The sequence below is a fragment of the Enterobacter sp. LM3 genome, from assembly GCF_046622475.1.
Lineage (GTDB): Bacteria > Pseudomonadota > Gammaproteobacteria > Enterobacterales > Enterobacteriaceae > Enterobacter > Enterobacter cloacae_P.
Genome location: NZ_JBJURN010000005.1, coordinates 187,613 through 202,483, shown reverse-complemented (window position 1 = coordinate 202,483; position 14,871 = coordinate 187,613). Strand labels below are relative to the sequence as shown.

Genomic DNA, 14,871 nt, shown 5'->3' with positions numbered 1-14,871 from the left:
GAAGACGCAATGTCTCATTTGAACTACAACCATCTTTACTACTTCTGGCACGTCTACAGACAAGGCTCGGTCGTGGGGGCTGCAGAGGCGCTCTATCTGACGCCGCAAACCATCACCGGGCAAATCAAAGCGCTGGAAGAACGTCTGCAGGGAAAGCTGTTCAAACGCAAGGGCCGTGGGATCGAGCCAAGCGAACTGGGCGAGCTGGTTTTTCGCTACGCGGACAAGATGTTCACCCTGAGCCAGGAGATGCTGGATATCGTCAACTATCGCAAAGAATCGAACCTGCTCTTTGATGTAGGCGTGGCAGATGCGCTGTCAAAACGGCTGGTGAGCGGCGTTCTGGATGCCGCTGTGGTTGAAGATGAGCAAATCCACCTGCGCTGTTTTGAGTCCACTCATGAGATGCTGCTGGAGCAACTGAGCCAGCACAAGCTGGATATGATTATCTCGGATTGTCCAATCGACTCCACGCAGCAGGAAGGGTTGTTCTCGGTGAAAATTGGCGAGTGTGGTGTGAGTTTCTGGTGCATTAACCCACCGCCAGAAAAACCCTTCCCGGCCTGTCTGGAAGAGCGCCGTTTGCTGGTACCAGGAAGACGCTCCATGCTTGGGCGTAAGCTGCAGAACTGGTTTAACTCTCAGGGGCTGAAGGTGGAGATCCTCGGGGAATTCGATGATGCCGCGCTGATGAAAGCCTTTGGTGAAGCGCATAACGCCATCTTCGTTGCGCCGACGCTTTACGCGCACGATCTCTATTCAGATGACAAAGTTACGGAGATTGGCAGGGTAGATAACGTGATGGAAGAGTATCACGCGATATTCGCAGAAAGGATGATTCAGCACCCTGCGGTACAGCGTATCTGTAACCGCGACTACTCGGCGCTGTTTACGTCACCGGCAATCTGAAGATATAAAAAAACCCGCATTAAGCGGGTTCTTTTAAAACAAGCAACAACAAGTGACGATTAAGCCAGTTTGTTGATCTGCGCGGTCAGGTTAGCCTTATGACGCGCTGCTTTGTTTTTGTGGATCAGACCTTTAGCAGCCTGACGATCCACGATTGGTTGCATTTCGTTAAATGCGTTCTGCGCAGCAGCTTTGTCGCCAGCTTCGATAGCTGCGTATACTTTCTTGATGAAAGTACGCATCATAGAGCGACGGCTTGCATTGTGCTTACGAGCCTTTTCAGACTGGATAGCACGTTTCTTAGCTGATTTGATATTAGCCAAGGTCCAACTCCCAAATATGATCTATGTGGACAATTCAAAGGCCGAGGAATATGCCCTCTATACCTTCTTTTGTCAATGGATTTGTGCAAATAAGCGCCGTTAATGTGGCGACGCTACGTTACGTAGTGATGGCGCAGGATTCTACCAGCTTGTCTCCCGCGAATACAGCTTTTCGGCATAAAAATCGCAGTTCGCGGGCAGATTTTTTCGCTGTGAAAGGTCAGCATGATGAAATCATTACGGCTTTCTGTTTTGTGTGAACAATCGCCGGTTAACCTTAATCGCTGTACAAGGTATACTTTGGCGATTTTCACTGTTTTGAGCCAGTCATGAAGCTGATACGCGGCATACATAATCTCAGTAAAGCCCCGCACGGGTGCGTGCTGACCATTGGTAATTTCGACGGCGTGCATCGTGGTCATCAGGCGCTGTTGCAGGGATTGCGTAAAGAAGGGAAGGCCCGTGGCCTGCCCGTGGTAGTGATGATTTTTGAGCCACAGCCGCTGGAACTGTTTGCAGGCGATAAATCACCCGCCCGCCTTACGCGTTTGCGTGAGAAATTACGCTATCTGGCGGAGTCTGACGTGGATTACGTGCTGTGTGTACGTTTCGATCGTCGCTTTGCCGCGCTGACAGCACAAAGTTTTGTCAGCGACCTGTTGGTCAAGCGTCTTGGCGTGCAGTTTCTCGCAGTGGGTGATGATTTCCGCTTTGGCGCTGGTCGTCAGGGCGATTTCTTGTTATTACAGAAGGCTGGCCTGGAGTACGGTTTTGACGTCACCAGTGCAATGACCTTCTGCGAAGGCGGTGCACGCGTCAGCAGTACCGCAGTGCGCCAGGCGCTGGCCAATGATGAACTGGACACGGCAGAAACCCTGCTGGGGCATCCGTTCACGATTTCAGGCCGCGTGGTGCATGGTGATGCCCTGGGGCGCACCATCGGTTTCCCGACGGCGAATATACCGCTGCGTCGTCAGGTCTCCCCGGTTAAAGGGGTGTATGCGGTAGAAGTAACCGGACTGGGTGATAAGCCCTATTTCGGGGTGGCAAACATTGGCACGCGTCCAACCGTCGCGGGTGTGCGGCAGCAGCTTGAAGTGCATCTGCTGGACGTTGTAATGGACCTCTATGGTCGCCATATAGATGTAATACTGCGTAAAAAAATACGCAACGAGCAGCGATTTGCTTCGCTGGACGAACTAAAGGCGCAAATTGCGCGAGATGAATTGACGGCCCGCGAGTTTTTTGGGCTACAGAACCCGGCTTAAATGCCTACGTGATAAATACGGAACCGAGAATCTGATGAGTGACTATAAATCAACCCTGAATTTGCCGGAAACAGGGTTCCCGATGCGCGGCGATCTCGCCAAGCGCGAACCGGGAATGCTGGCGCGTTGGACTGATGATGACCTGTACGGCATCATTCGTGCAGCCAAAAAAGGCAAAAAAACCTTCATTCTGCATGATGGCCCTCCATATGCGAATGGCAGCATTCATATTGGTCACTCTGTAAACAAGATTCTGAAAGACATTATCGTGAAGTCTAAAGGACTCACGGGATATGACTCGCCTTACGTTCCGGGCTGGGACTGCCACGGTCTGCCAATCGAGCTGAAAGTGGAGCAAGAGTTTGGCAAGCCAGGTGAGAAATTCACCGCTGCAGAGTTCCGTGCAAAATGCCGCGAATATGCTGCCACCCAGGTTGACGGTCAGCGTGCTGACTTTATCCGTCTGGGCGTGCTGGGCGACTGGTCGCACCCGTACCTGACGATGGACTTCAAAACTGAAGCCAACATCATCCGTGCGCTGGGTAAAATCATCGGTAACGGCCACCTGCATAAAGGCGCGAAGCCGGTGCACTGGTGCGTGGACTGCCGTTCTGCGCTGGCAGAAGCGGAAGTTGAGTATTATGACAAAACCTCTCCGTCTATCGACGTGGCGTTCCACGCGGTGGATCAGGATGCGGTGAAAGCCAAATTTGGCGTGTCGTCTGTCAACGGCCCGATCTCTCTGGTTATCTGGACGACCACCCCGTGGACGCTGCCAGCAAACCGCGCGATCTCCCTGTCTGGCGAATTCGAATACGCTCTGGTGCAGGTTGACGGTCAGGCGGTTATCCTGGCGAAAGATCTCCTTGAAAGCGTGCTGAAACGCGCGAACATCACTGACTACACCGTGCTGGGCACCGTGAAAGGTGACGCGCTGGAACTGATGCGCTTCAAACACCCGTTCCTGGACTTCGACGTTCCGGCCATTCTGGGCGAGCACGTTACGCTGGAAGCAGGTACCGGTGCGGTGCATACCGCCGGCGGCCACGGCCCAGACGACTACAACATCAGCCTGAAATACGGTCTGGAAATCGCTAACCCGGTTGGCCCGGACGGTTCTTACCTGCCAGGCACGTATCCGGCGCTGGACGGTATCAACGTCTTTAAAGCGAATGACATCATCGTTGACATGCTGCGCACCAGCGGCGCGCTGCTGCATGTCGAAAAAATGCAGCACAGCTACCCATGCTGCTGGCGTCACAAGTCGCCGATCATCTTCCGTGCGACCCCGCAGTGGTTCGTCAGCATGGATCAGAAAGGCCTGCGCGAGCAGTCCCTGAAAGAGATCAAAGGCGTGCAGTGGATCCCGGACTGGGGCCAGGCGCGTATCGAGTCTATGGTGGCTAACCGTCCTGACTGGTGTATCTCCCGTCAGCGTACCTGGGGCGTGCCGATGTCTCTGTTCGTCCATAAAGAGACGCAGGAACTGCATCCAGATACCCTGAAACTGATGGAAGAAGTGGCTAAACGTGTAGAAGTGGACGGTATTCAGGCATGGTGGGATCTCGACTCCCGTGACATCCTGGGCGCTGACGCAGACAACTACGAGAAAGTGCCAGATACCCTGGACGTGTGGTTCGACTCCGGTTCTACGCACTCTTCCGTGGTTGACGTACGTCCTGAGTTTACCGGTCACGCTGCCGATATGTATCTGGAAGGGTCTGACCAACACCGTGGCTGGTTCATGTCATCGCTGATGATCTCCACCGCCATGAAAGGTAAAGCACCTTACCGTCAGGTACTGACCCACGGTTTTACCGTAGATGGTCAGGGCCGTAAGATGTCCAAGTCTATCGGTAACACCGTGTCTCCACAGGATGTGATGAACAAACTGGGCGCGGACATTCTGCGTCTGTGGGTGGCATCTACCGACTACACTGGCGAAATGGCCGTATCTGACGAGATCCTGAAACGTGCTGCTGACAGCTATCGTCGTATCCGTAACACCGCGCGCTTCCTGCTGGCGAACCTGAACGGTTTCGATCCGGTTAAAGACATGGTGAAACCGGAAGAGATGGTGGTACTGGATCGCTGGGCAGTAGGCTGCGCGAAAGCGGCACAGGAAGATATCCTGAAAGCCTATGAATCTTACGACTTCCACGAAGTGGTGCAGCGCCTGATGCGCTTCTGCTCCATCGAGATGGGCTCGTTCTACCTCGATATCATCAAAGACCGCCAGTACACCGCGAAAGCGGACAGCGTGGCGCGTCGCAGCTGCCAGACTGCGCTGTTCCACATTGCAGAAGCACTGGTTCGCTGGATGGCTCCGATCATGTCCTTCACCGCAGATGAAATCTGGGGTTACCTGCCAGGCGACCGCGAGAAGTATGTCTTCACCGGCGAGTGGTACGAAGGTCTGTTCGATCTCTCCAGCACTGAAGCGATGAACGATGCCTTCTGGGACGAACTGCTGAAAGTACGTGGTGAAGTGAACAAGGTTATTGAACAGGCGCGTGCTGACAAGAAAGTCGGTGGCTCTCTGGAAGCGGCTGTAACCCTGTACGCAGAACCTGAGCTGGCGGCGAAGCTGACCGCGCTCGGCGACGAATTACGATTTGTCCTGTTGACCTCCGGTGCAAAAGTTGCGGATTATGCCGACGCTTCTGCTGATGCCCAGCAGAGCGAACTGCTCAAAGGACTGAAAGTCGCGCTGAGCAAAGCCGAAGGTGATAAGTGCCCGCGTTGCTGGCATTACACCACCGATGTCGGCCAGGTGGCGGAACACGCAGATATCTGCGGACGCTGTGTAAGCAACGTCGCCGGTGACGGCGAACAACGTAAGTTTGCCTGATGAGTAAATCTCTCTGTTCAACAGGACTGCGCTGGCTGTGGCTGGTTGTGGTGGTGCTGATTATTGATCTGGGCAGCAAATTCCTGATCCTCCAGAACTTCGCTCTGGGGGATACGGTGTCGCTGTTCCCGTCGCTTAACCTGCACTATGCGCGCAACTACGGTGCGGCGTTCAGTTTCCTCGCTGACAGCGGTGGCTGGCAGCGCTGGTTCTTTGCGGGTATCGCTATCGGTATCTGTGTGATTCTGGCGGTGCTGATGTACCGTTCGAAGGCAACGCAAAAGCTGAATAACATCGCCTACGCGCTGATCATTGGCGGCGCATTAGGCAACCTGTTTGATCGACTGTGGCACGGCTTTGTGGTCGATATGATCGACTTCTACGTCGGCGACTGGCACTTTGCGACCTTTAACCTGGCCGATAGCGCAATCTGCATCGGTGCGGCGTTAATTGTGCTGGAAGGCTTCTTGCCGAACGCTGCCGCGAAGAAACAGGCGTAAACCCACCGGGCGGCGCTTCGCGTATACGGGCCTACAGTTAATGTAGGCCCGGTAAGCGCAGCGTCACCGGGCAAAAACAAGCGAGCAATTTGCATGTCTAAATCCGTACAGAGCAACAGCGCGATCCTCGTTCACTTCACGCTGAAACTGGATGATGGCTCCACCGCTGAATCCACCCGCAACAATGGCAAGCCTGCCCTGTTTCGTCTTGGCGACACCTCCCTCTCTGAAGGTCTTGAGCAGCAGCTTCTGGGTCTGAAAGAGGGTGAGAAGAAGGCGTTTGCGCTGGAGCCGGATGCGGCATTTGGCGTGCCAAGCCCGGATCTGATCCAGTACTTCTCGCGCCGTGAGTTTATGGATGCGGGCGAGCCTGAAATCGGGGCGATCATGCTCTTTACCGCTATGGATGGCAGCGAAATGCCTGGCGTGATCCGCGAGATCAACGGTGACTCTATCACTGTCGACTTCAACCATCCGCTTGCCGGGCATACCGTCCATTTTGATATTGAAGTGCTGGAGATCGATCCGGCACTGGAGGCCTGAAATGCAGATCCTGTTGGCTAACCCGCGCGGCTTCTGCGCCGGTGTAGACCGCGCTATCAGCATTGTTGAAAATGCGCTGGAGCTTTACGGCGCACCGATCTACGTGCGCCACGAAGTGGTGCATAACCGTTACGTCGTTGACAGCCTGCGTGAGCGCGGCGCGATCTTCATTGAGCAAATCAGCGAAGTGCCGGATGGCGCAATCCTGATCTTCTCCGCACACGGTGTTTCCCAGGCCGTACGTAACGAAGCGAAAAGCCGTGATCTGACCGTTTTCGATGCGACCTGTCCGCTGGTGACCAAAGTGCATATGGAAGTGGCGCGCGCCAGCCGTCGTGGTGAAGAGTCTATTCTGATTGGCCACGCCGGTCACCCGGAAGTGGAAGGAACCATGGGGCAGTACAGCAACCCGGAAGGGGGCATGTACCTGGTGGAATCGCCGGAAGATGTGTTTACGCTGAACGTGAAAAACGAAGATCGTCTGTCGTTTATGACCCAGACAACGCTCTCCGTGGATGATACCTCTGATGTTATCGACGCGTTGCGCCAGCGCTTCCCGAAAATTGTCGGGCCGCGTAAAGATGACATTTGCTATGCTACCACCAACCGTCAGGAAGCGGTGCGTGCGCTGGCTGAACAGGCGGATGTGGTGCTGGTGGTCGGCTCCAAAAACTCGTCTAACTCCAACCGTCTGGCTGAACTGGCGCAGCGAATGGGGAAAGCGGCGTTTCTGATTGATGATGCGACGGATATCCAGGAAGCCTGGGTTAAAACAGCATCCTGTGTCGGTGTCACCGCCGGGGCATCCGCGCCGGATATTCTGGTTCAGAACGTGATTACCCGTCTGCAGGAACTGGGCGGTGGCGAAGCGGTTCCGCTGGAAGGACGCGAAGAAAACATTGTTTTCGAAGTGCCAAAAGAACTGCGTATCGACGCTCGCGAAGTAGAATAATGCGTATCAATGCCAGTCACTTGTTGACTGGCATTTTTTCAGTCAGATAGTTGATCATTGCCCGCATTCTGGCGGGCATATGTTTGTTACGCGTCCAAAGCAGCCAGAGTTCACCCGTATAGCTGCTGATAAACTCCCACTGTGGCAGCACCTGCACAATTTCCCCCTTTTCCAGAGCCTCACGTGCCGTAAACAGCGGTAAACTCCCAATGCCGACATGACGTTTGACCGCATCCAGCCGCACGCCCGTGTGGTTAGCCGCGTAACGTCCGTGCGTCTGTACGATCTCCGTTTTTCCCTGCAACGTAAATTTCCAGCGTGAATCGGCCGGGGTTTCACCGAGCGAAATACAGCTATATGACCGGAGGTCGTGCGGATGTTGTGGCGTGCCTGCGCGACGAAGATATTCTGGCGTGGCGCAAATAACATGGGTTACTGGCATCAGCGGTTTTCCGTACAGGCCAGGAGAGGGAGTATTGGTGATCCGTAATGCCAGATCGACACCATCATCGATCAGATCCATGTAACGATCTTCCAGACGCAGGCAGACGTCAATTTGTGGATAGCGCTCCAGGAACGCCGGGATCAGCGGATGGATCACAAACCGTCCCACGGCTTTCGGTACGCTCACCGTGAGCTTTCCCTGTGCAACGGTTTGCAGACTGCTACCGGAATCCATTGCCTGTTGTGCTGCTTCCAGCATATCCAAAGCATGTTCATAAACCGATTTTCCGGTTTCGGTAAGTGCCAGCTTGCGCGTGGTGCGGTGCAGTAACTTAGATCCCATCTCCTTCTCGAGGCGTGAAACACAACGACTGATCGCTGAGGGCGTTGCTCCCGTCATACGGGCTGCAGTTGAAAAATTGCCGTGTTCTACGATGGTCACGAAGGTGGCAAGATCGGGAAGCAGTGCAGGTTTCATTTGTGCATACCAGGCAATAGTGCATTGTTTGAAAGGCGGATTATCGATGCTTAAGTGATGAATATACTGTCAGGGTACAGAGGAGAACAACCATGACAGAACGACTTTATTACACAAGTGAAGCGACAGAAGGCCGCGCGAAGGTGATCCGTTGCACTGAAGAGCCTGATGGTCGCTATGCCGTTGAGCTGGATCAGACCCTTTTCCATCCGCAGGGTGGCGGACAGCCAGCGGACCGGGGGTTGATCGCGGGGATCGCGGTGGAGGGGGTGAGCCTGCGCGGGGAGCAAGTCATTCATATTCTGGCTCGACCGCTTGTGCCAGGCGAGGTGGAAATGCAGGTCGATAAAAGCGCGCGAGTGCGTCATTCCCGCTGGCACAGCGCAGGCCATTTGATTGGTTGTGCCGGTGAGCAATTTGGCTGGGAGCCGGTGAAAGCTCATCACTGGCCAGGTGAAGGACGGATTACCTTTGTGCCACGAGAGCCGCAGGCGTCACTGCCTGATGCAAACAGGCTGAGCGCGATGATTGACGGCTGGAAAGCGGACAACCTGCTTCGTCAGACCGAAATTGAAGCGGGCAGACGCAGGGTTCGCTTTGGCGATCTCCCGGCCTATCCGTGTGGCGGAACGCATGTAAGACAGCTGGCGGAAATAGGGGAGATGCAGCTCATCGGGCTGAAAATGAAAAAAGGACAGCTGGTGGTCACTTATACCCTCCACGAGCAGGAGTAACAGGAGTGTGATTAACCCGACAGAGCGGGGGGCTGAGCAGGAGGTTAACCGGTTAATCTGGTAAGCTTGTCATGTTGTTCTCCTCGGGCCGGAGATAAACATGAACTCTGACGTTATCCTGCCACCCCAGGTGGCGTGGGCCAGCGGTGTATTCGCTAACGGTCCACTTATCCGCAAGACGACACACATCGCCGATCTGCCTGGCGTTTTCATTGATGACGATGCCTGGCGTGGCTGCGAACCGCAGCAGCGCGTCTATGACGTTGAAATGCTCGACTCCCCGTCGGACGAAGGGTCGCTGTACGTTGGCGTGACCCATCTTTACGCGGGCAAAATCGGTGATGAGTTCTTTATGACGCGCGGTCATTTTCACCAGCGCCGCGAACAGGGCGAGGTCTATTTTGGCCTGCGTGGATGCGGCTTGCTGCTGCTTCAGACGCCATCCGGTGAGGCACGCCTTGAACGCGTGAAGGCCGGTTCCGTGCACATCATTCCCTCTTTCAGCGCGCACCGTCTGATTAACACGGGTGAAGACACCCTTTCTGCGCTGGCGGTCTGGCCCAGCGTGGCCGGACACGACTATGCGGCATTGGCCGGTGGTTTTTCGCTTCGTGTATTTGCCTCTGAACATCACCCGCAGGGATGGGAGGTCGGAAATGGTTAACGTTGGGCTGGATATAGCCATCACACACTGTCCATTGGGTTTTAGCTATGGAGAGGATGTGACCGGACCGATGCCGGAGATCCGCACGCTGGATCAGATCCGCCCATCGCTGCGCAACCCGGATTGCGAAGGACCAGAGCAGGTGTACGCTATCGCGATGGACGTGGCACGCCTGGCGGACAGGCAAGAACTCGAAAAACGGATGCTGCTTTTTGGCGTGGTCACCTACGCCGCAGGTACGCTCGGCGATGAACCGGTCCGCAGTCAGGGGCATATCCATCGCATTAGCCAACACAGCGGATGGTCGCCGCCTGAGCTGTATGAAATCTGGCAGGGTAAAGCGATTATCTACATGCAGGAGTATGTTGACGACGATCCGGGCCGCTGTTTTGCGGTGCTCGCGGGGCCTGGTGAAAAAGTGCTGGTCCCTCCCGGATGGGGACATGCAACCATTTCGGCCTCTCCCGAAGAGCCGCTGACGTTTGGTGCGTGGTGTGACCGGGAATATGGTTTTGAGTATGATGCCGTTCGCGCGCGAAAAGGTCTGGCCTGGTATCCCTTAGTTCAGGGAAATCATATTGTCTGGCAGCACAATAGCCACTACAGACCGGGGCGATTACAGGTGATTACGCCGCGTAGTTATTCTGAGTTCGGTATTACTGATGCGCCTGTTTATCAGCAGTTTATTGACGATCCGGCGCGGTTCCAGTTTATTTCGCGCCCGGATAAAACGGCAGCACTGTGGGATAACTTCCATCCATAGAAGGACCGGGGCATTGCCCCGGTTCTCTTATCCTGCAAACAAACCGGACGCCACCCCCAGCGCCGCGAGTATAAGCAGCAATATCATGGCTTTTACCGGTGACACGCCGCGTTTGGCCATCAGATACCAGGTTCCCAGCACCACGGCCAGCGGAAGCAACTGCGGGAAAATACCGTCCAGCATCTGCTGCACGTGAATGTTAACCCCGTCCCGCGTGATGAACTCCAGCCCGGTGCCGAGCTTCACATAGCTGGCCGCCACACCGCCCATGACGAATACGCCCAGCAATGAGAGCGCTTCCCGTAGTCGGGTGGATTTGCTGCTGACCAGCATCTCTACGGAGCCTGAACCCATCTGGTAGCCTTTAAGAAACAGGAACCAGGAGCCCGGGATAATAATGGCCAGCCAGGCGACGGTATAAAACAGCGGGCCAAGGATATTTCCACCTGCCGCCAGCGCCATCCCGATGCTGAGAAGGATCGGAATAAGCATCCCGGGGATCATTGAATCACCGATCCCGGCGATCGGCCCCATCAGGCCCACCTTCAGGGTGTTAATGGTTTCGCCGTCAATTGGCTCACCGTTGGCTTTCTTCTCTTCCAGCCCCAGCGCCATACCGTTAACAATTGCGCCAATTTGTGGCTCAGTGTTGTAGAACGACGCGTGACGGCGCAGCATCTCGGTGCGTTGAGCCGCATCGGGATAGAGTTTTTTTGCCACCGGCAGCATGCTCAGGCAGAAGCCGAAGGATTCCAGGCGTTCAAAGCTCATTGAGGAGAGGTTGTGCATCATCCACGCCCGCCAGCAGCGGCGCAGATCCTTGCGGGTGAGTTTACGTTCTTCCATCAGAATTCATCCTCGTCGTCAGGGACCGGTGCTGAAGTCACGGTCTGCGGTGTTTCGGGTTTGTAGTTGTAATGGATCAATGCCAGCAGGGCACCCACGATCACCAGCGCGACCATATTGAGTTTCAGGAAAACGATGCAGACGAAGCCCACCAGGAAGTAGATGAGCATGGTGTAGCTTTTGATGATCTGCTTAAGCAGGATGGCAATACCGACAGCGGGTAAAATGCCGCCCAGCACGTTCATGGTGGAGAGGACGATGTGCGGCAGGCTGTCCATAAAACCGCTAATGTACTGCGCGCCAAAAAAGACGGCGATAAAGGTGGGCACAAAGCGCAGCACAAAATTCATCGCCTGCGGCCAGATGGCGCTGTTGAGGTAGATGCCGCGTTCATCGCCGTGTTCCAGCGCTACATCCGCCCGATGATTCCAGAACGAGTTCAGCACCATCATCGCATTAAAGAGAATGGTTCCGGCGATACCGATAGTCGCTGCCAGCGCGACGGCAACCTCGGGTCCTTTGCCGGAAAGTATCCCCAGCGCAATGGCCGGATAAGCCACAAAGTTTAAATCTGCTGGCATCGAGCCGCCGGGGGTCACCATCGCGATATACACCGCCTGCACCGCTACGCCAATCATAATCCCGGTTTTGATATCGCCCAGGATCAGGCCAACCAGCATCCCGGAAATGAGCGGTCGGGAGATGAGATACCAGCCGCCGGTCAGCCCTAAAAGCCACGGGCTACTGAGTGCCCCCAGATAACACAGCAGGCCAATTAAAGACGCTTCAATAATCATGATCTGCTCCTTATTTCAGCTTTTGTCTGGCATCCTGCCAGCTATAAAAACTGGCATCGGGAACCAGGCGGAATTCAATCACGTGTCCCTGGACGGTCAGCCATTCGAACGCCGCTGCTTCATCTTTCGTTACCGATTGATTCGGACCGATGGTGATCGTATTCGCGCGAGCGCTCATCGGCCCTACGTTGATTTTACCGTTGCTGTTTTTCAGGCTAATACCTGCCTGTTCAATGCGCTGCAGCGTGAGCGGTGATTTGCCAATAACGAAATAGCGCTTCTCGCTGGCAATCACTTTTGGCAGTTTTTCGATCGCGGTTGCCGTATCGAACAGCCACACTTTGGTATCGGAGACCGCCCCTTTCATGACCGACGATAACAGCGGATCGGCCGCGACGGCATCGTCAATGGCAACGATGCCGTCGCAGGGCAGCTCCCTGGCCCAGCGTGTAATGAGCTGCCCGTGGATCACGCGGTCGTCAATGCGTACAAAAGAAATACTCATATGCGGCTCCTTAAAAATCGTCTGTCTGTGCTGTATCTACCCGTTTCGCCTGTACCAGCGTTGGCAGCGCGAGTTCGATAATGTGTGCGGCAGCATGATGAACATCGCATGCCATCATCACCTCGTCGGTTTGCAGTAGCATCGGGAAGTTGACCCCCGCCACCACGGCGACCGGTGGCCGCGCGTGCGGACTAAACGCGGCCTCACAGGCCACGTTCCACGGTGTGCCGCTTTGCATATCGCACAACACCAGCACGCCGTCAGCGTTGACGCTTGCCGCTTCCAGCGTGGTGCTGAAATCACGGCGAAAGCCCTCTATCCCCGCCTGTTCAGTCAGACAAACGGCGTGTACGCAGGGAAGGTCGCCATAAACCATCCGGCTGCTCTCCAGCAGCGCGGCGGCAAGTGGACCGTGGGTCGCGACAATAAAATGAATCATCGTTAGCTCCTTACCCAGGCTTTGATGGTCGCCAGTGGCCGCCCGGAGGTATTGGCTGATGGTGAAATGCGGTATTCCCCCACGCTGGCCGGAATGATGAAGGTTTCGGCGTAATGGACGGTAAATGGCTCAAATGCACCGGTCGGGCTGTCGACAATTGCTTCGCCGCCCTCTACCAGATTCAGCACATTCACGCCGCCGCTGGTGTGATGCACAACGGGTTCACTAAACCAGTGGCGGCGGGTTTCGATAAATTCACGCTCGTGCAGGCCGGTGCGTTCTTCGCGCCAGCGGTTTCCTTCGGCAATGGGTTCAAACTGATTCACCAGATGTTGGTGGACCCACTGCGTGTCGCGCTGCCAGTCGATCACCTTTTCGCCATGTTCCAGATGTACCGGACGCGGCAGACCGTCCAGACCCAGACGGCCCCAGTCCCACAGTTTGAAGGTGAAGATATACGGCGTGGCGCTGATCTCCAGTACCATTGTTCCCGCGCCGGAGCAGTGCACCGTACCTGCAGGGATCAGGAAATGGTCATGTTTTTTCGCCGGGATCTGATTAACGAACCGGGCGTCATCAAACGTTTTTTCACCACGGCCCGCACGTCTGAGGTCGTCCATCATCGCCTGCGGATCGGTACCGGTTTTGGTGCCCAGATAGACCACAGCCCCCGGCCTGGCTTCCAGAATGTAATAGCTCTCATCCTGGGTGTAGTGCATCCCGAACTGCTGCTGGATGTACTCGGTAATGGGGTGGACCTGGAAGCTCAGATTCTGGCCGCCAATGGTATCGAGGAAGTCAAAACGGATCGGGAACTCCGCACCGAAACGCGCGTGAACTTTCTCGCCCAGCAGAGCACGAGGCTCGAGCAAGACCAGATCCTGAGAGGGGATCTCGATCCGCACTGCACCAAAACGCAGTAACAGGCTGTTCTCCTCGGGCACGCAGTCAAAACACCATGCGTAATTGGCGGCAGAGGGATCGAGATCGAATTGCTGTTTCATCCACTGGCCGCCCCAGACGCCAGGATCGAAAAATGGCACCACGCGGAAAGGCTGAGTGGTGGTCTGCTCAAGCCCGGCTCGCAGGGCCTCACCGCTGACCATCGCGGGCTGGTTTTTCCGGGTCGTATCCAGTAAAAAATCGGCGCGCCTGAGCAGCGGTGTTTTGTGGCGATCGAAGACGCGCCATTCGACAAAAAAAGCGCGTTTGTAGCGACGCAGCATATCTTCATGCTGATTCGCTGCTCCCCAGTTCCCCATCTCACCGCTGCGCATACGCTGCTGGATCTCCCAGCGCGGAAGATCGGCATACACCAGAACATCACCCGGATGGATAAGCGCCGCACCGGGGCCGTAAATCACAATCAGCCCCCCGGAACACTGGTTCACCTGATTCTGCAGTGTATCCAGACGAGCGGGATCAAAAAACTCACCAAGCTGGTGGCAGGAGAGTACGCCAAAGACGCGATCGTCGGTGAGGTTGCGTGCAAGCATCTCATGGATGGCAAACTCATCCTGTCGCGCCTGTTCGGCATTAATCGTTAGCGTTGGACGTAACCGCGGCAGCACGTTGTCTTCAAGTTCGGTCAGGCGAACGCCCGGATAGCAATCTATCACCAGGACGGTGCGGCTGTGCTGTTGGGTTTTTGCATCAAGGATGCGGGTAATCGCCTCCCATCCTTGCCAGGCGCTGTCGTCATAACCCTGAATCATCACCGTGGGGAATTTGTCGTAGGTTGTCATCTTATCCTCCGTAATCACTATTTAAGGTTATTCGATTAACCGCATTTGAGAAGAGTGGTTAACGCGATTAACCCGCCATATACACGAATGAAATCCGGATCGGCGGCGGT

General features: G+C 55.3%; 16 protein-coding genes and 1 pseudogene. 10 read left to right on the top strand and 7 right to left on the bottom strand.

The annotated features are described in order from the left end of the window. The first annotated feature begins 9 nt into the window (after nt 1-9). A complete protein-coding gene (gene nhaR / locus ACJ9N4_RS08625) occupies nt 10-909 on the top strand; it encodes a transcriptional activator NhaR (RefSeq protein ID WP_182273691.1) in 900 nt (299 codons plus the stop codon). A 59-nt stretch (nt 910-968) separates the two neighbouring features. Here the strand turns inward: nhaR and rpsT are convergent, their stop codons facing one another. After that, on the bottom strand, nt 969-1,232 hold the full coding sequence (gene rpsT / locus ACJ9N4_RS08620) for a 30S ribosomal protein S20 (protein ID WP_008502037.1): 264 nt from the start codon (nt 1,230-1,232) through the stop codon (nt 969-971). Nucleotides 1,233-1,347: 115 nt separating this feature from the next. Between rpsT and ACJ9N4_RS08615 the strand changes: the two are divergent. The 6 genes and pseudogenes from ACJ9N4_RS08615 to ispH all read left to right on the top strand — a co-directional run. Continuing rightward, nucleotides 1,348-1,554: pseudogene (locus ACJ9N4_RS08615) on the top strand (DUF2575 domain-containing protein); the annotation flags it as partial. Nucleotides 1,555-1,561: 7 nt separating this feature from the next. Then, entirely contained in the window at nt 1,562-2,500 is a 939-nt protein-coding gene (ribF, locus tag ACJ9N4_RS08610; RefSeq protein ID WP_182919385.1) for a bifunctional riboflavin kinase/FAD synthetase, read from the top strand. Between the two features lie 34 nt (nt 2,501-2,534). Further along, nucleotides 2,535-5,351, top strand: a complete 2,817-nt coding sequence (gene ileS / locus ACJ9N4_RS08605; protein ID WP_182273693.1) for an isoleucine--tRNA ligase — start codon at nt 2,535-2,537, stop codon at nt 5,349-5,351. After that, nucleotides 5,351-5,851, top strand: coding sequence for a signal peptidase II (gene lspA, locus ACJ9N4_RS08600; protein ID WP_182059533.1), 501 nt, complete (start codon nt 5,351-5,353; stop codon nt 5,849-5,851). Before ileS ends, lspA begins: the two co-directional genes overlap by 1 nt. 93 nt (nt 5,852-5,944) lie before the next feature. Beyond that, nucleotides 5,945-6,394: an FKBP-type peptidyl-prolyl cis-trans isomerase gene (gene fkpB / locus ACJ9N4_RS08595; RefSeq protein ID WP_182273694.1), complete on the top strand. Its 450-nt coding sequence runs from the start codon at nt 5,945-5,947 to the stop codon at nt 6,392-6,394. A gap of 1 nt (nt 6,395) precedes the next feature. Next, nucleotides 6,396-7,346 carry a 4-hydroxy-3-methylbut-2-enyl diphosphate reductase gene (gene ispH, locus ACJ9N4_RS08590; RefSeq protein WP_182273695.1) on the top strand — a complete coding sequence of 317 codons (951 nt, stop codon included), beginning with the start codon at nt 6,396-6,398 and terminating at the stop codon, nt 7,344-7,346. Between the two features lie 16 nt (nt 7,347-7,362). Here ispH and ACJ9N4_RS08585 read toward each other — a convergent pair whose 3' ends face one another. After that, the gene (locus tag ACJ9N4_RS08585) at nt 7,363-8,268 is read right to left on the bottom strand and encodes a LysR family transcriptional regulator (protein ID WP_182919386.1); all 906 of its coding nucleotides are present in this window, start codon (nt 8,266-8,268) and stop codon (nt 7,363-7,365) included. 92 nt (nt 8,269-8,360) lie between these two features. On the opposite strand from ACJ9N4_RS08585, the gene ACJ9N4_RS08580 reads away from it, so the two are divergent. From ACJ9N4_RS08580 to ACJ9N4_RS08570, 3 genes are all read left to right on the top strand, one after another. Beyond that, complete coding sequence (locus tag ACJ9N4_RS08580) at nt 8,361-9,002, top strand: alanyl-tRNA editing protein (protein WP_182273697.1); 642 nt, start codon at nt 8,361-8,363, stop codon at nt 9,000-9,002. A gap of 100 nt (nt 9,003-9,102) precedes the next feature. Next, nucleotides 9,103-9,666, top strand: a complete 564-nt coding sequence (locus tag ACJ9N4_RS08575) for a glucose-6-phosphate isomerase family protein (protein ID WP_196390802.1) — start codon at nt 9,103-9,105, stop codon at nt 9,664-9,666. Further along, a complete protein-coding gene (locus ACJ9N4_RS08570) occupies nt 9,659-10,429 on the top strand; it encodes a glucose-6-phosphate isomerase family protein (protein ID WP_182919387.1) in 771 nt (256 codons plus the stop codon). Before ACJ9N4_RS08575 ends, ACJ9N4_RS08570 begins: the two co-directional genes overlap by 8 nt. A gap of 27 nt (nt 10,430-10,456) precedes the next feature. On the opposite strand, the gene ACJ9N4_RS08565 is transcribed toward ACJ9N4_RS08570, so the two are convergent. Genes ACJ9N4_RS08565 through ACJ9N4_RS08545 form a run of 5 tightly spaced genes read right to left on the bottom strand, consistent with a single transcriptional unit; the run spans nt 10,457 to nt 14,761 of the window. Beyond that, complete coding sequence (locus tag ACJ9N4_RS08565; protein ID WP_182273700.1) at nt 10,457-11,275, bottom strand: PTS system mannose/fructose/sorbose family transporter subunit IID; 819 nt, start codon at nt 11,273-11,275, stop codon at nt 10,457-10,459. Further along, nucleotides 11,275-12,072, bottom strand: a complete 798-nt coding sequence (locus ACJ9N4_RS08560) for a PTS mannose/fructose/sorbose/N-acetylgalactosamine transporter subunit IIC (RefSeq protein ID WP_182273701.1) — start codon at nt 12,070-12,072, stop codon at nt 11,275-11,277. The genes ACJ9N4_RS08565 and ACJ9N4_RS08560 overlap by 1 nt, the downstream gene beginning before the upstream one ends. Nucleotides 12,073-12,082: 10 nt before the next feature. Then, a complete protein-coding gene (locus ACJ9N4_RS08555; RefSeq protein ID WP_411500400.1) occupies nt 12,083-12,577 on the bottom strand; it encodes a PTS system mannose/fructose/N-acetylgalactosamine-transporter subunit IIB in 495 nt (164 codons plus the stop codon). A gap of 10 nt (nt 12,578-12,587) precedes the next feature. Beyond that, the gene (locus ACJ9N4_RS08550; RefSeq protein ID WP_182919388.1) at nt 12,588-13,016 is read right to left on the bottom strand and encodes a PTS sugar transporter subunit IIA; all 429 of its coding nucleotides are present in this window, start codon (nt 13,014-13,016) and stop codon (nt 12,588-12,590) included. Nucleotides 13,017-13,018: 2 nt separating this feature from the next. Further along, nucleotides 13,019-14,761, bottom strand: a complete 1,743-nt coding sequence (locus ACJ9N4_RS08545) for a class I mannose-6-phosphate isomerase (RefSeq protein WP_411500399.1) — start codon at nt 14,759-14,761, stop codon at nt 13,019-13,021. Nucleotides 14,762-14,871: the final 110 nt, after the last annotated feature.

Bases quoted from the DNA above. Each gene is read 5' to 3' on its own strand.
- nhaR (WP_182273691.1), top strand. From the start codon at position 10: ATGTCTCATTTGAACTACAACCATCTTTACTACTTCTGGCACGTCTAC.
- ribF (WP_182919385.1), top strand. From the start codon at position 1,562: ATGAAGCTGATACGCGGCATACATAATCTCAGTAAAGCCCCGCACGGG.
- ileS (WP_182273693.1), top strand. From the start codon at position 2,535: ATGAGTGACTATAAATCAACCCTGAATTTGCCGGAAACAGGGTTCCCG.
- lspA (WP_182059533.1), top strand. From the start codon at position 5,351: ATGAGTAAATCTCTCTGTTCAACAGGACTGCGCTGGCTGTGGCTGGTT.
- fkpB (WP_182273694.1), top strand. From the start codon at position 5,945: ATGTCTAAATCCGTACAGAGCAACAGCGCGATCCTCGTTCACTTCACG.
- ispH (WP_182273695.1), top strand. From the start codon at position 6,396: ATGCAGATCCTGTTGGCTAACCCGCGCGGCTTCTGCGCCGGTGTAGAC.
- ACJ9N4_RS08585 (WP_182919386.1), bottom strand. From the start codon at position 8,268: ATGAAACCTGCACTGCTTCCCGATCTTGCCACCTTCGTGACCATCGTA.
- ACJ9N4_RS08580 (WP_182273697.1), top strand. From the start codon at position 8,361: ATGACAGAACGACTTTATTACACAAGTGAAGCGACAGAAGGCCGCGCG.
- ACJ9N4_RS08575 (WP_196390802.1), top strand. From the start codon at position 9,103: ATGAACTCTGACGTTATCCTGCCACCCCAGGTGGCGTGGGCCAGCGGT.
- ACJ9N4_RS08570 (WP_182919387.1), top strand. From the start codon at position 9,659: ATGGTTAACGTTGGGCTGGATATAGCCATCACACACTGTCCATTGGGT.
- ACJ9N4_RS08565 (WP_182273700.1), bottom strand. From the start codon at position 11,275: ATGGAAGAACGTAAACTCACCCGCAAGGATCTGCGCCGCTGCTGGCGG.
- ACJ9N4_RS08560 (WP_182273701.1), bottom strand. From the start codon at position 12,072: ATGATTATTGAAGCGTCTTTAATTGGCCTGCTGTGTTATCTGGGGGCA.
- ACJ9N4_RS08555 (WP_411500400.1), bottom strand. From the start codon at position 12,577: ATGAGTATTTCTTTTGTACGCATTGACGACCGCGTGATCCACGGGCAG.
- ACJ9N4_RS08550 (WP_182919388.1), bottom strand. From the start codon at position 13,016: ATGATTCATTTTATTGTCGCGACCCACGGTCCACTTGCCGCCGCGCTG.
- ACJ9N4_RS08545 (WP_411500399.1), bottom strand. From the start codon at position 14,761: ATGACAACCTACGACAAATTCCCCACGGTGATGATTCAGGGTTATGAC.